At 65.4% G+C, this 13751-nt stretch carries 14 protein-coding genes; 4 read left to right on the forward strand and 10 right to left on the reverse strand.

Translation table 11 applies throughout. The features are described from left to right. Positions 1-65 precede the first annotated feature (65 nt). Positions 66-650: a GNAT family N-acetyltransferase gene (locus ALII_RS0101065; RefSeq protein WP_024585490.1), complete on the forward strand. Its 585-nt coding sequence runs from the start codon at positions 66-68 to the stop codon at positions 648-650. Here the strand turns inward: ALII_RS0101065 and ALII_RS0101070 are convergent. Both ALII_RS0101070 and ALII_RS0101075 read right to left on the reverse strand, forming a co-directional pair. After that, complete coding sequence (locus ALII_RS0101070) at positions 626-1306, reverse strand: hypothetical protein (protein ID WP_024585491.1); 681 nt, start codon at positions 1304-1306, stop codon at positions 626-628. The genes ALII_RS0101065 and ALII_RS0101070 overlap by 25 nt on opposite strands. After that, on the reverse strand, positions 1303-1629 hold the full coding sequence (locus tag ALII_RS0101075; protein WP_244437240.1) for a DUF3572 domain-containing protein: 327 nt from the start codon (positions 1627-1629) through the stop codon (positions 1303-1305). The genes ALII_RS0101070 and ALII_RS0101075 overlap by 4 nt, the downstream gene beginning before the upstream one ends. A gap of 139 nt (positions 1630-1768) precedes the next feature. Between ALII_RS0101075 and ALII_RS0101080 the strand changes: the two genes are divergently transcribed. Further along, positions 1769-2140, forward strand: a complete 372-nt coding sequence (locus tag ALII_RS0101080; protein ID WP_024585493.1) for a response regulator — start codon at positions 1769-1771, stop codon at positions 2138-2140. A 33-nt stretch (positions 2141-2173) separates the two neighbouring features. Further along, on the forward strand, positions 2174-3547 hold the full coding sequence (locus tag ALII_RS0101085) for a PleD family two-component system response regulator (protein WP_024585494.1): 1374 nt from the start codon (positions 2174-2176) through the stop codon (positions 3545-3547). A gap of 337 nt (positions 3548-3884) precedes the next feature. Here the strand turns inward: ALII_RS0101085 and rpmG are convergent, their stop codons facing one another. The 6 genes from rpmG to topA form a co-directional block, all read right to left on the reverse strand. Continuing rightward, entirely contained in the window at positions 3885-4052 is a 168-nt protein-coding gene (rpmG, locus tag ALII_RS0101090; RefSeq protein ID WP_024585495.1) for a 50S ribosomal protein L33, read from the reverse strand. A gap of 102 nt (positions 4053-4154) precedes the next feature. Next, positions 4155-5336: an MFS transporter gene (locus ALII_RS0101095; protein WP_024585496.1), complete on the reverse strand. Its 1182-nt coding sequence runs from the start codon at positions 5334-5336 to the stop codon at positions 4155-4157. Between the two features lie 12 nt (positions 5337-5348). Next, positions 5349-6089, reverse strand: a complete 741-nt coding sequence (locus ALII_RS0101100) for an NUDIX hydrolase (RefSeq protein ID WP_024585497.1) — start codon at positions 6087-6089, stop codon at positions 5349-5351. A gap of 27 nt (positions 6090-6116) precedes the next feature. Continuing rightward, positions 6117-6545, reverse strand: coding sequence for a DUF983 domain-containing protein (locus tag ALII_RS0101105; protein WP_029660065.1), 429 nt, complete (start codon positions 6543-6545; stop codon positions 6117-6119). Then, entirely contained in the window at positions 6542-8860 is a 2319-nt protein-coding gene (gene rnr, locus ALII_RS0101110) for a ribonuclease R (RefSeq protein WP_244437257.1), read from the reverse strand. The genes ALII_RS0101105 and rnr overlap by 4 nt, the downstream gene beginning before the upstream one ends. 15 nt (positions 8861-8875) lie before the next feature. Continuing rightward, the gene (gene topA / locus ALII_RS0101115; protein WP_024585500.1) at positions 8876-11557 is read right to left on the reverse strand and encodes a type I DNA topoisomerase; all 2682 of its coding nucleotides are present in this window, start codon (positions 11555-11557) and stop codon (positions 8876-8878) included. Between the two features lie 281 nt (positions 11558-11838). Between topA and ALII_RS0101120 the strand changes: the two genes are divergently transcribed. After that, the gene (locus ALII_RS0101120; protein WP_024585501.1) at positions 11839-12039 is read left to right on the forward strand and encodes a hypothetical protein; all 201 of its coding nucleotides are present in this window, start codon (positions 11839-11841) and stop codon (positions 12037-12039) included. On the opposite strand, the gene dprA is transcribed toward ALII_RS0101120, so the two are convergent. Together dprA and plsY are read right to left on the reverse strand one after the other, a co-directional pair. Next, entirely contained in the window at positions 12001-13149 is a 1149-nt protein-coding gene (gene dprA, locus ALII_RS0101125; RefSeq protein ID WP_024585502.1) for a DNA-processing protein DprA, read from the reverse strand. The genes ALII_RS0101120 and dprA overlap by 39 nt on opposite strands. Next, a complete protein-coding gene (gene plsY, locus ALII_RS0101130) occupies positions 13146-13727 on the reverse strand; it encodes a glycerol-3-phosphate 1-O-acyltransferase PlsY (RefSeq protein WP_029660066.1) in 582 nt (193 codons plus the stop codon). Before plsY ends, dprA begins: the two co-directional genes overlap by 4 nt. Positions 13728-13751: the final 24 nt, after the last annotated feature.

The following is a 13751-nucleotide window of genomic DNA, read 5'->3' on the forward strand; positions in this document are numbered from 1 at the left end:
GTAGGACGATGCGCAGAGCGCCGCAAGCGAATTGCGTGTCCTTGCACCGGCAGAAAGGCACTGGAATGGACACCGACATCCTTCCCTTGACGCCGGAGCGCTGGCCGGCCTTCGAAGACCTCTTCGGCAGGCAGGGCGCGTGTTATGGCTGCTGGTGCGTCCACTTCCGGCTGCCGCCCGCCGCGCGGCGGGTCAACGACCGCGAGGCGAACAAGGCGTTCATGAAGAGGCGGATCGAGGACGGCCCGCCGCCGGGCCTGCTGGCGTTCGACAATGGCCGCGCCGTCGGCTGGATGCAGATCGGTCCGCGGGCCGACGTGCCGGAGTGGAACAACAAGGGCAGGGCATCCGCGCCGCTCGATGTCGATCCTGCGGACGCGGCGGCATGGGCGATCTCCTGCTTCTTCCTGCGCTCGTCCGCCCGCGGCAAGGGCTTGACGCATCGGCTGGTCGCGGCCGGGCTCGACTTCGCCCGCCAGAACGGCGCCCGTCTCGTCGAGGCCTGCCCGATCCGGCAGTCGAAGGATTCGCGGTCGATCGGCCTTTTCGTCGGCTCGGCCCGTGTCTTCGAACAGGCGGGTTTCGAAACGGTCGCCGAGCGCAAGGAAGGCCGTCCCCTGATGCGCTACGCGCTCACCCCCGCGTCGTGACCGCCGATCCCGAGCGCACGCTCGATCATCGGCAGCGCCTCGGCCCAGTCATGGACGACGATTGCGAATTCGGGCGGAGGCGGCATCAACTCGCGCAGGCTGTTGTCAGCCATCAGATGGAACAGCGCCGCATCCGGCACGCTCTCATGCGCCGAGATCAGGTTGCGCGGCTGGTCGTCGACAAAGGCGACCGGACGGAGCGTCTCGCCCCGCAGCCGCGCGACGGCCGGACCCTTCGCCATCTCGGTCGTCAGCAGCGGGTAGGGCAGGCCGAGCGCGTCGAGGTGGCGGCGGCGCGCATCACGGAAGCGGTGCGGCATTGCTGTCAAGAGCACGATCTCCGCGCGTCGTGCGATCTGCGCCATGGCATCGGCAGCGCCGTCCGTCACGGTCTGCCAGTCGGCCTGGCCGTGGAAGAAATCGTCGACCAGCGTACGTACATGCTCGATTTCGGCGACGTTGCCGTTCTCGACATGGAAGATGTTGCCATGCAGCGCGAAGCTGTCGAGCCTGAGGTCAAAACCCTTCGACTTGAGATAGCGCGGGAACGGCTTGATGAAGTCGAGGATGACGTCGTCGACGTCGAGGATCAGCAGCGGCCGGTCGTCGGCCGCCAGTTCTTCGATCTGGCGCAGTGTTTCCGGATCGTCGCTCATGAGGAAATCTCGTATCCGTCTTCGCCGGCCGGGAGCGCGCGCATCGCACGGCCGACATCCTGCGGCGCGATGCCGCTCGCCTCGGAAAATTTCATCAGCGTCGGCTCATGCGCCAGGATGAACTGCAGCACGCCTGCGAGAAAGCCCGGCTCGCCCGCCGCGCGGCGGATGTCGTGTGCGGCGATGCCGGTCAGATCGAGAAAGCGGGGCAAGAGTTCCGGATCGCCGGCGATGAAGCCCAGCGCCTGGATGGCAATGCCATCGGCCGCTTCCCGCGCCAGCTTCTTGTCGCTGCGCCCCGAATCCGACATGGTCCTGATCATGCGGCTGGGTTAGCCTGCACCATCCTTGCGATCAAGCATCGCGCGATGACTTGTTTCAAGAGTTTGCGTTTCGTCAATCAAATCACGCTAACATTTCGGCGGGGTCGAAACCGTTCGGCGCCTGGACTGTCGAGGACTTATGACCAAGAAGGTGATGATCGTCGAGGACAATGAGCTCAACATGAAGCTCTTTCGCGACCTCATCGAAGCGTCGGGCTACGAGACCGTGCGCACGCGCAACGGGCTCGAAGCACTCGACCTTGCGCGCGAGCATCGTCCGGACCTGATCCTGATGGACATTCAGCTTCCCGAGGTTTCGGGGCTGGAGGTCACCAAATGGCTGAAGGACGACGACGATCTTCGCTCGATCCCGGTCATCGCGGTGACGGCCTTCGCCATGAAGGGGGACGAGGAGCGTATCCGGCAGGGCGGCTGCGAGGCCTATATCTCGAAGCCGATCTCGGTCGCGCGCTTCATCGAGACGATCAAGTCCTATCTGGGCGATGCGTGAGAAGCCGGCCGGGCGGCCGGACAAGGGGTTGAAATGACGGCGCGGATACTTGTTGTCGACGACATTCCGGCGAATGTGAAGCTTCTCGAAGCGCGGCTCCTCGCCGAGTATTTCGAAGTGCTCACCGCCAGCAATGGCCGCGACGCGCTCGAAATCTGCGAGGCGGGCCGCGCCGACGTGGTGCTGCTCGACGTCATGATGCCCGACATGGACGGGTTCGAGGTCTGCCGCCGCCTGAAGACGGATTCGGCCACCGCCCACATTCCGGTCGTCATGGTCACCGCGCTCGACCAGGCCGCCGACCGCGTCCGCGGGCTCGAAGTCGGCGCCGATGACTTCCTGACCAAGCCCGCCAACGACCTCCAGCTCATGACCCGCGTCAAGAGCCTCGTGCGCCTCAAGATGCTCACCGACGAATTGCGCATGCGCGCCTCGACGACGCGCAATATCGGCATCGAGGAGCTCTTGAAGAAGCGCGACATCTCGGCCGACGCGCCGATCCGCGCTCTGCTCGTCGATGATCGCGCGTCCTCCGTCGAGCAGATCGAGAAGTATCTGCGCGGCGTCTGCACGCTCGACGTGGTGTCCGATCCGCAGGCAGCCGTCATCGAGGCGGCCGAGAAGCCCTATGAATGCGTGCTGATTTCCACCGCGCTTGCCGATTACGATCCGCTGCGGCTCTGCTCGCAACTCCGCACGCTCGACCGCACGCGCTTCCTGCCGATCATCCTGATCGCCGGGCAGGACGAGAACCAGCGCCTCGTACGTGCGCTCGAACTCGGCATCAACGATTACGTCACGCGGCCCGTCGACCGGCAGGAGCTGATCGCGCGCCTGCGCACGCAGGTCAAGCGCAAGCGCTACAACGACCAGCTCCGCTCCTCGGTGACGCAAACAATCGAGATGGCGGTGACCGACGGTCTGACCGGCCTTCACAACCGCCGCTATCTCGACAGTCACCTCGCGAGCCTCGCCGCCAAGGCGCGCAGCCGCGGCAAGCCGCTCTCGGTGCTGATCACCGACATCGACCGCTTCAAGTCGATCAACGACACGCATGGCCACGATGCCGGCGACGACATCCTGCGCGAGTTCGCCATGCGGCTACGCCAAAGCGTTCGCGGCTTCGATCTTGCCTGCCGCTATGGAGGCGAGGAGTTCGTCATCGTCATGCCGGACACCGATCCGGCGCTGGCCGAAAAGGTCGCCGAGCGCATCCGCGAGCAGATCGCGCGCAATCCGTTCACCATCGAGCAGGGCGGCAAGACGCTCGAGGTCACGATCTCGGTCGGCGTCGCCTCGCTGAAGGGCGAGCCGGACACCGCCAGCGACATGATGAAGCGCGCGGATATCGCGCTCTACCAGGCCAAGAATGCCGGCCGTAACCGCGTCGTCGCCAGCGCCGCCTAGTCAAGGCGGCGACTAGACCGTCAAGGCGCTTCGGCGCGCGCGTTTACCTTAATGCGTGACAGTTGCCGTCAAAGTTAAGAAATTATTGATTTTCCACCGGTCTTGCGCGACTGTGAAGCCATCAGGGCAGCAAACGAGGGCACCTGCCCGGCGAGCTACCCCATGATGCTCAGGTCCGCCGCATCTCCTGGGTCCGTGGGGTCGGCCGGTCGACACTGACACCTTAGTGGCCTCCTCGTACCACTGTCAGCCGTCGGCCGGCCCCTTTCTTTTTTCCCGCCAGAAACGCAAAACGCCGCCCGAGGGCGGCGCTTGAAACCGATCAGAAGCTTGAGGCTTACTTGATCTTGGTTTCCTTGAACTCGACGTGCTTGCGCGCGATCGGATCGTACTTCCGCTTCGTCATCTTGTCCGTCATCGTGCGGCTGTTCTTCGTCGTGACGTAGAAGCTGCCGGTGTCGGCGGTCGACAGAAGCTTGATCTTGATGGTTGTCGCCTTGGCCATTTTGGTCGTCCGTTTCTGAAAGAGATGTCACCGCATACGAACGGGAGCCGGGCCCGGGCGGCGGAAAACTTGGCGCGAGACATACTGGATCGTCGCCGATTGTCAACCCCGGCCGGAGCCTGAACCGAGCCGCACCGCGCCCAATCCCAGATAGCCCGCGAAGAAGATCATGATCGCATAGGCGAAACCGTTCGGCCCGAAGAGGTCCATGCCTATGCCGATCGCCTGCGGGCCGAGGAGCATGCCGATTCCGTAGCAAAGCACGAAAGCGGCGTTGGCCGAGGCGAGGTCGCGCCCGGACAGGCGCGAGCCCAAATGCGCCAGACCGACCGTATAGAGTCCCGCGACCACGCCGCCCCAGGCGAACAGCACGCCGGCCGTCAGATACCAGTCATGCGCGACGAAGGGCAGGGCCACCATGCCCGCAAGGCCGATCGCCGCGCAGATCATCAGGAGGTGGCGCCGGTCGCCGATCCGGTCGCTGATCAGGCCGAGCGGGATCTGCATCAGTACGTTGCCGAGCCCGACGGCCGTGAGGAGCAGCGCGGCATCCGCTTCCGAATAACCGATCCGCGTGCCGTAGACCGGGAAGAGCGCGAAGCCGCCCGTCTCCACCGCGCCGAATACGAGCACGGCGGCCGTCGCCATCGGCACCAGCCAGATATAGCCGACGAAGCGCGTGCCGGTCGGCGTGGTATCGATGCGTGGGCTTTCCTTCAAGGCCGCCAGCACGGGCAGGGCGGCGACCATCACGATGGCAAAGGTGATGCCGAAGGGCAGGAAGCCCTGGCTGCCGACCTGCGAAAACAGCCAGGGCCCGAAGGCGAAGCCGAGCGAGAGCACGGTCGCGTAGATGCCGAGGATGAAGCCGCGCTTCGCCGCCGGCGCCGAGGTCGCGATCCAGAATTCCGACAGGATGAAGACGATGGTGATCGAGAAATGCAGCGCCGCCCGCAGCGGAAACCACATCCAGAAATCCGGCGCGGCATAAAAGCCGATGAAGGAAACGGCGCCGACCACGATCATGGCGAGCATCGTCCACACGACGCCGAAGCGCGCTGCGAGCGGCGTCGCGCAGGGTGCGGCGACGATCGAGGCGAGGCCGGCCATAGCCGTGTTGAGCCCGATCATGGTCGCTGAATGGCCGCGGCCTTCGAGGATCACGCTCAGGAGCGGCATGCCGATGCCGATGGCGATCCCGACGACGCTGATCGAGGCGATCGCCGCCGACACCGACAGCCACTTGATGGTCTCGTCACCGGGAGCCGACGGGCCGGAATGCATGGCGTGCCGGCGCTAGATGATGTTGCGTTCGAAGCGGTCCCGGCGAAGCCGGTAGAACGGGACCTCGCCGCCGGGCTTCAATTCGGGATCGATCTTCAGCCGCGATTCGAGGTCGCCGAGTACCGTCCGCGTGATGCTCGGGATGTCGGCTTCTTTCGCTTCCGCGATCGGCAGCCAGACGAGTTCTTCGAGCTCGTGCGTCGGCCCGCCATCTTCCAGTTCGAGCGCCACTTCATCCTTCCAGACCGAGAGAAAGCGCGTATCGAAGCGGCGCACGCGGCCGGGCGGCGTGATCGCGCGGGCGACGAAGCGCAGGCCTGCCAGCGAGGGCTGGATGCCGTGCTCGACGAAGCCCTGCCAGTCGGCCTTGTTGGTCGTGAAGGGTCCGCGGCGCCCGATCAGCAGCCCGGCTTCCTCGTAGGTTTCGCGGATGGCGGAAAGCGCGATGGCGCGGGCGCGCGCGGCTGTCGCTCGGCTTCCCGTCCCGATCAGCTTGATCTCCTCGGCCGGATCGAGCGGCGTCGCGACGTCGACGCGGCTGTCGTTCGGGTCGGTGCGCCCGCCCGGAAAGACGAACTTGCCCGGCATGAAGGCATGCTTCATGTGCCGGCGACCCATCAGGACGCAGATGTCGCTGCCCTTTCGGTGGAGCAGGATCAGCGTCGCCGCATCGCGCGGCCGCTTCGGGCCGGCGCCAAGCGCGAAATCCTTGCTTTCGGCCTTGTCGATCTGGGCGCGCGTAAAACCTTCCAAGTTGTCACTCCCTCAGCGACGGTTCGATCAGAGTTCCGGGTGGTGGTCGAGCCGGTCTTCCTCACCGCCGAAACCGTGCATGTGCAGCGCCCATTGCAACCCCACGACGGCGCCCTTCACCGGCTGGAGAAGCACGATCGAGCCGATGATCGTTAGAGGCACCCAGATCGCAAGATGCTGCCAGAGGCCGAGACCGCTGGTCATCTCCACGCCCATGAAGCCGCCGACGACGATGTGGCCGACGATGAAGATCACCAGATAGGCCGGCAGGTCGTCGGCGCGATGGTGGTGAAATTCCTCACCGCATTTCGCGCATTGCGGCGTCACCTTCAGGAAGCGATCGAACAACCTTCCGTCACCGCAATTGGGGCAGCGGCACTTAAAGCCGCGCCACATCGAGCGGATGAGCGACCTGTCTTCGCGTGCGGCGTCACCGCCATAATGAATTTCGCTCATCGCCTGCTCCTCGTCGATCCACGCCCGCCCGGCCGGCGCGACTGGTCTGCGCGCCTGCGGCCCTTGGCCTTGTGAAGCGAGGCGCGCGATCCCGAGACGGGCTCCGGATCGCTCATCATCTCGAACCGCAGGCTTCCGGCCATCGGCGCAATCTCGACCAGCTTCACCTCGACCGTATCGGCAAGCCGAAAGCCCTTCCGGCTCCGTTCGCCGACCATCGCATGGGCCGCTTCGTCGTAGATATAGTAGTCGTCGCCCAGCGTTGACACCGGCACGAAGCCGTCTGCGCCAAATTGCGGCAGTTGAACGAAAAGCCCTGCCTTGGTGACCCCCGAGATGCGGCCGGTGAAGGTTTCATCGATCCGCGTCGCCAGATGCGCGGCGATGAGCCGATCGACCGTGTCGCGCTCGGCCGCCATCGCGCGGCGCTCCGTCGCCGAGATCAGGGCTGAGATTTCTTCGAGCCGGCCTTCCTCGGCCTTGGTCATCCCGTCCTTGCCAAGCCCCAATGCTGAGATCAGCGCGCGATGGACGATCAGGTCGGCATAGCGCCGGATCGGCGACGTGAAATGCGCATAGCGTTTCAGGTTCAGGCCGAAATGGCCAGCATTGTCCTTGGAATAGATCGCCTGGCTCTGGCTGCGCAGCACGACCTGGTTGACCAGTTCGTCATGCTCGCTGCCTTCGACGGCTTTCAGTATGCCATTGAACTGCGAGGGGCGCAGATTGGCGCCGCGCGCCAGCGACAGGCCGACCGTCGTCAGGAATTCGCGCAGCGATTCCTGCTTCGCCATCGAGGGCTCGTCATGGATGCGGTAGATCAGCGGCTGGCGCTTGGCCTCCAGCGTCTCGGCGGCGGCGACGTTCGCCTGGATCATAAATTCTTCGATCAGCTTGTGCGCATCAAGCCGGTCGGGCACGACCACGCGGTCGACCGTGCCATCCTCCTTCAGGAGGATCTTGCGCTCCGGCAGATCGAGATCGAGCGGCTGACGGCTCTCGCGCCCGCGTTTCAGCACGCGATAGCCGTCCCAGAGCGGCTTCAGCACATGGTCGAGAAACGGTGCCGCCTTCTCGTCGGCCGCACCATCGATCGCCGCCTGCGCCTGATTGTAGGACAGCTTGACGTGGCTGCGCATCATCACGCGATGAAACGAATGCCGCATCTTGCGCCCTTCGGCGCTGAAGACCATCCGCACAGCAAGGGCAGGGCGGTCCTCGTTCTCGCGCAGCGAGCAGAGGTCGTTCGAGATGCGCTCGGGCAGCATCGGCACGACCCGGTCGGGGAAATAGCACGAATTGCCGCGCTTCAGCGCTTCCTGGTCGAGTTCGGTTCCGGGGCGCACATAGGCCGCGACATCGGCGATGGCGACCGTGGCGACAATGCCGCCGGGGTTCGCCTCGTCCTCGTCCGGCGCGGCATGGACCGCGTCGTCATGGTCCTTGGCGTCGGCCGGGTCGATGGTGATCAGCGGCAGGTCGCGCCAGTCCTCCCGCCCATGACTGGAACCATCGAGCGTCGCCGGCCGGCAGGCTTCGGCCTCGGCAATGACTGCGTTCGGAAAGACATGCGGGATGTCGTGGCTGTGGATGGCGATCATCGAGACCGCCTTCTCGCTCGTCAGCGAGCCGACAACCTCAACCACCTTGCCCTTGGGCAGGCCGTAGCGAGCATGGCGCAGCGGCGCGACCTCGATCAGGTCGCCCGGCTTGGCTCCATTCAGATCGTCCTCGTCGATGATGAGTTCGGGCTGGCGGCGCTCGACCGGTTCCATGCGGAAGCCGCCGTCGGCCAGGTGCCGCAGCACGCCCAGCACTGCGTCGCGCTGCTTGTCGAAAATCTTGACGACGCGCGCCGTGTAGGTCGGGCCGCCCTTTTCCTCGTTCGGAAACGTCTTGGCCAGCACGCGGTCGCCGATTCCCGGCGCGGGCCCGCGCCCCTGCCGCTGCGTGCGGATCGCGACCAGCGGCGCGGCACCGAGATCGGCGGGCCATTCGGCCGGTCGCGCGATCAGCAGCCCGTCCGCGTCGCGGCTGACGACGTCCAGCACCACCATGTGCGGCAGGTCGCCGGGGCGCTTCAGCTTCTTGTCGCGCTTTTGCAGCAGGCCCTCGTCCTGCATGTCGCGCAGCATGTCCTTCAGCCAGATGCGATCGTCGCCCTTGAGACGGAACGCCTTGGCGAGTTCGCGCTTGCCGGACAGGTCCGGATTCTCGGCGATATAGGCGAGGATTTCGTCGCGGCTCGGGCGAAAGCTGTCGGACGATGTCGACCCAGCCCGCTTCACTGGGGCGGCAGACTTTCGCCCGGAAATCTTTCGCGCCAAGGGCTACTCCTTCGCCTTTGCAGGCGCCTTCTTTGCGGCAGGCTTCTTTGCTGCAGCCTTCTTCGCCGCGGACTTCTTCGCGGCCGTCTTGGCCTCGCCGTCCGCTTTCGCGGCCTTCGCCTTGGCTTTCGGCGCTGCCTTCTTCTTCGGCACCTTTGCGCCGCTCTTGGCCGCGCGCTCGGCGATCAGAACCAGAGCTTCCTCGACGGTCACGCTTTCGGGCGCCTTGCCCTTGGGCAGCGTCGCGTTGACCTTGCCCCAGTTCACATAGGGGCCGTAGCGCCCGTCACGCACGGTGATCTTGCCGCCGCCGTCCGGATGCTCGCCCAGTTCCTTCAGTGCCGTCGCCGCGCCGCGCTCGCGGCCGTTGGCGAATTTCGACTTCTTCTCGGCGATCACCGTGACGGCGCGGTTGATGCCGATCGAGAACACGTCCTCGATCGTCTCCAGATTGGCGTAGCTTCCGTCATGCAGCACGAACGGCCCGTAGCGTCCGAGCCCGGCCGAGATCATCTTGCCGCTTTCGGGATGCTTGCCGACATCGCGCGGCAGCGACAGGAGCGCCAGCGCTTTTTCATGGTCGATCGAATCCGGCGTCCAGCCCTTCGGAAGACTGGAACGCTTGGCTTCCTTGCCTTCGCCGCGCTGGACATAGGGGCCGAAGCGGCCGCTCTTCAGCGTGATTTCCTCGCCCGTATAGGGGTCCTTGCCCAGTTCCTTGTCGCCCTCGACCGCCGTGCCGTCGCCGTTTGCACCCGGTCCGTCGAGCTGGCGGGTAAAGCCGCATTCGGGATAGTTCGAGCAGCCAACGAAAGCGCCGAACTTGCCGAGCTTCAATGACAACTGCCCCGATCCGCATTTCGGGCAGACGCGCGGGTCGCTGCCGTCTTCGCGTGGCGGGAAGGCGAGCGGCGCCAGTTCGACGTTGAGCGCATCGAGAACGTCGGTAACGCGCAGTTCCTTGATGCTGTCGACATGGCCGGAAAATTCCTTCCAGAAGTCGCGCAGCACGTCCTTCCAAGCCAGCTTGCCGTCCGAGATCTGGTCGAGCTTTTCCTCCAGCGCTGCGGTGAAGTCGTACTCCACATAGCGGTCGAAGAAGCTTTCGAGGAACGAGGTGACCAGCCGGCCCTTGGCCTGCGGCACCAGCTTGCGCTTCTCGTTGGTGACGTAGTCGCGATCCTCCAGCGTCTTCAGCGTCGCCGCGTAGGTCGACGGCCGGCCGATGCCAAGCTCTTCCATCCGCTTGATCAGCGAGGCTTCCGAATAGCGCGGCGGCGGTTCGGTCGAATGCTGGGTGGCGTTGATCTGGTGGCGGGCAATGGCCTCGCCCTGCCGGATCTCGGGCAGGCGCTTGTCCTCGTCGTCCGCGTCAGTCGCGTCCTCGTCCTTCTGCTCGGTATAGGCGGCGATGAAGCCGTCGAAGCGGACCACCGAGCCGACCGCGCGCAGATTGGCGGTCTTGGCCCCGTTGGCAGCTTCGATCTCGACCGTCGTGCGCTCGATCTCGGCCGGCACCATCTGGCTGGCGATCGCGCGCTTCCAGATCATCTCGTAGAGCCGCGCCTGGTCGGCATCGAGATATTTGCGCACCTGGTCCGGCGTGCGCCAGAATTCGGTCGGGCGCACCGCCTCGTGCGCTTCCTGCGCATTCTTGGCCTTGGTCGAATAGTAGCGCGGCTTTTCCGGCAGGTAGCGCTCGCCGAAGCCGTTGCCGATCTGCTCGCGCGCCGCAGCGATCGCCTCGGGCGCCATCTGGACGCCGTCGGTTCGCATATAGGTGATGAGGCCGGTCGTCTCGCCGCCGATCTCGACGCCCTCATAGAGCCGCTGCGCGACCTGCATGGTGCGCGAGGCCGAGAAGCCGAGCCGCGAGGACGCCGCCTGCTGCAGCGTCGAGGTGGTAAAGGGCGGGGCCGGGTTGCGCTTCGTCGGCTTCGCCTCGACCGAGGCCGCCGTGAAGGTCGCGCCGTCGAGCATCGCCTTGATCTCGTCGGCCTGCGCCTTGTTGGCGATGTCGAGCTTGGCGAGCTTCTTGCCGGCATACGCGGTCAGCCGGGCCTCGAAGCGATCCTTGCGCACCGTGTCGAGCAGGGCGGCGACCTGCCAGTATTCCTCGCGCACGAAGCGTTCGATCTCGGATTCGCGGTCGCAGATCAGCCGCAGCGCCACCGACTGGACGCGACCTGCCGAGCGGGCGCCCGGCAATTTGCGCCACAGAACCGGCGACAGCGTGAAGCCGACGAGATAGTCGAGCGCCCGGCGCGCCAGATAGGCGTCGACCAGCGGCCCGTCGATCTCGCGCGGGTTGGCCATCGCCTCGGTGACCGAGGCCTTGGTGATCGCATTGAAGACGACGCGCTTGACCGGCTTGCCCTTGATGACCTTCTTCTGGTTCAGCACTTCCAGAACGTGCCAGGAAATCGCCTCGCCCTCGCGATCCGGATCGGTCGCCAGGATCAGGCTATCGGCATCCTTCATGGCCTTGGCGATGTCGCCCAGCCGCTTGGACGACGGCGAATCCACTTCCCATGACATGGCGAAATCTTCGTCGGGCCGCACCGAGCCGTCCTTGGCCGGCAGGTCGCGGACATGGCCGAAGGATGCCAGCACCGTGTAGCGCGAGCCCAGATATTTGTTGATTGTCTTGGCCTTGGCAGGCGATTCGACGACGACGACGTCCATATTTTCCGCACGATCCCCGGGCCTCCACGATGCGTGCGGCCCTTATTTGTCTTTTCGTTCTCGGAGCGTGACATGGCGGCGCAGCGTCGTCCGGTCAAGGGAAAACGCTTCTGCCGACCGTCGCACCCGATGTGATGCACGTTAAAGTTGCAATGAATTTCGATTGCAATTGATGGTGATAGCGTACATTCTAATATGACTACCGGTTGCCGTGCAGGCAAGTTCGCAGCCGGCGGAAATGACCCGTTCTGCGGTCAAGGTCGGAGCCGAAGGGAGCCCTGATGCGGGAGGCACTCACTGCGAAGACGAACAGGCTGGAATATGTCCATTCCATGCTGGTCCAGTTGCGCCGGATGGCCGCGGATGAGGACCATGAGATGCTCGTCTATCTGATCGAGATGGCCTCGACCGAAGCCAACGACATTTTGCGCGGTGCGCGTCCCTCAAGCATCCGGCGAAACCAGCGAGACAGCGCCGCCTGAATGGCGCTCGAGCCGGCCGGCAAGGTCGAGTTCGAGAAGCAGCGTCCGAACCGTTCGCGCCGGCAGGTCGGTGTGTCGAACGATATCGTCGACGGCGGTCGGGCTAGGGCTCAGCGCCTCGACGAGACGGGTGCGTTCGTCCCGTTCCGGCTCTGAAGGCAATTCGTCGAAGGCTGGTTCGAGCGGTGCGGCGTCCGGTTCTCTCAGCGCCGGGGCCGGCGCGCGACCGATCATCGGGCGTAGATGCTCCAGCACGTCGTCGCTGCCCAGCGTCAGAATCGCGCCGTCCTTCAGCAGCCCGTTCGATCCCGCCGCGCGCGGATCGAGCGGCGAGCCAGGAACGGCAAAGACGATCCGGCCGAGTTCGCCGGCCAGCCGCGCGGTGATCAGCGAACCGGAACGCTGCGCAGCCTCGACGACGACAAGCCCAAGCCCGAGCCCGGCGATCAGCCGGTTGCGGCGCGGAAAGTCGCGGGCGCGCGGCTCCCAGCCGAACGGCATTTCGGTGATCACCGCGCCCGAGCGGGCGATGCGGCCGACGAGTTCCAGGTTTTCCGGCGGGTAGGGCTTGTCGAGCCCGCCGGCGAGCACCGCCACGGTGCCGGTCTCGAGGCTCGCCCAATGCGCCGCGGCGTCGATGCCGCGCGCCAGGCCCGAGACGATCGTGAAGCCGGCCGCGCCGAGTTCGCCAGCCAGTTGGCGCGCCATCCTGGCTCCAGACGCCGACGCATTGCGCGCACCGACGATCGAGACGGCCGGTGCGGCGAACACGTCGCTGCGCCCCATCACCGTGACCAGCGGCGGTGGCACGTCCATGTGGCGCAGCATCGGCGGATAGTCCGCCTCTCCGATCACCGCGATCCGCCCGCCGAAACGCGCGACCTGTTCCATTTCGGTCTGCGCCTGTGCCGTCGTCGCAATGCGGATCTTGCGCCCGCCGCCGCGCGTGGCAAGGTCGGGCAGCGCGTCGAGGGCCGCACTTGCCGAGCCGAAGCGGTTGATCAGGTCGCGAAAGGTTGCCGGGCCCACATTGTCGGAGCGCAGGAGCCGCAGCCAGTTCAGCCTTTGCGCATCGTTGAGTTTCAGCGGTGCGGAGGCTGGTGCGTTCATCCCTTGGCGCCGATCCGGCTCTCGGTGCCGGCCATCAGGCGCCTGATGTTCTCGCGGTGTTTCCAGAACACGATCAGGCTCATCAGCGAAAAGGCGATCGAGGCGTCGCCGAAGCCGAGCAGCAGGAGCGTGATCGGCACCGCCACGCAGGCGATCAGAGCGGCGAGCGAGGAATAGCGCGTCAGGAAGGCGGTCGCGATCCAGATGATGGCAAAAACGAGAGACGCGATGCCGGAGATCGCGAGCAGGATGCCCAGATAAGTCGCCACGCCCTTGCCGCCCTTGAAGCCGAGCCAGACCGGAAACAGATGCCCGATGAAAGCACCGAACCCGGCAAGGATGCCGAGGCCGATGCCATATTGCTCAGCCAGAACGACGGCCACGGTGCCCTTCAGCGCGTCCAGCAGCAGCGTCGCCGCGGCGAGTTTCTTGTTGCCGGTGCGCAGGACATTGGTCGCGCCGATATTTCCCGACCCGATCGCGCGCACGTCGCCGAGGCCGGCCATCCGTGTCAGCAGCAGTCCGAAAGGGATCGAGCCGAGGAGATAGCCGAAGCCGAGCACTGCCAGCAGAATCATTGTCCGCCCTTCGTCGATGCGATG

The sequence above is a fragment of the Aliihoeflea sp. 2WW genome, from assembly GCF_000497755.1.
Lineage (GTDB): Bacteria > Pseudomonadota > Alphaproteobacteria > Rhizobiales > Rhizobiaceae > Aliihoeflea.

Coding starts and splice junctions, on each gene's coding strand:
- plsY (WP_029660066.1), bottom strand. CDS start 13,727: ATGATTCTGCTGGCAGTGCTCGGCTTCGGCTATCTCCTCGGCTCGATC.
- topA (WP_024585500.1), bottom strand. CDS start 11,557: ATGGACGTCGTCGTCGTCGAATCGCCTGCCAAGGCCAAGACAATCAAC.
- ALII_RS0101085 (WP_024585494.1), top strand. CDS start 2,174: ATGACGGCGCGGATACTTGTTGTCGACGACATTCCGGCGAATGTGAAG.
- ALII_RS0101075 (WP_244437240.1), bottom strand. CDS start 1,629: ATGATCAGGACCATGTCGGATTCGGGGCGCAGCGACAAGAAGCTGGCG.
- ALII_RS0101070 (WP_024585491.1), bottom strand. CDS start 1,306: ATGAGCGACGATCCGGAAACACTGCGCCAGATCGAAGAACTGGCGGCC.
- rpmG (WP_024585495.1), bottom strand. CDS start 4,052: ATGGCCAAGGCGACAACCATCAAGATCAAGCTTCTGTCGACCGCCGAC.
- ALII_RS0101105 (WP_029660065.1), bottom strand. CDS start 6,545: ATGAGCGAAATTCATTATGGCGGTGACGCCGCACGCGAAGACAGGTCG.
- ALII_RS0101065 (WP_024585490.1), top strand. CDS start 66: ATGGACACCGACATCCTTCCCTTGACGCCGGAGCGCTGGCCGGCCTTC.
- ALII_RS0101080 (WP_024585493.1), top strand. CDS start 1,769: ATGACCAAGAAGGTGATGATCGTCGAGGACAATGAGCTCAACATGAAG.
- ALII_RS0101095 (WP_024585496.1), bottom strand. CDS start 5,336: ATGCATTCCGGCCCGTCGGCTCCCGGTGACGAGACCATCAAGTGGCTG.
- ALII_RS0101120 (WP_024585501.1), top strand. CDS start 11,839: ATGCGGGAGGCACTCACTGCGAAGACGAACAGGCTGGAATATGTCCAT.
- dprA (WP_024585502.1), bottom strand. CDS start 13,149: ATGAACGCACCAGCCTCCGCACCGCTGAAACTCAACGATGCGCAAAGG.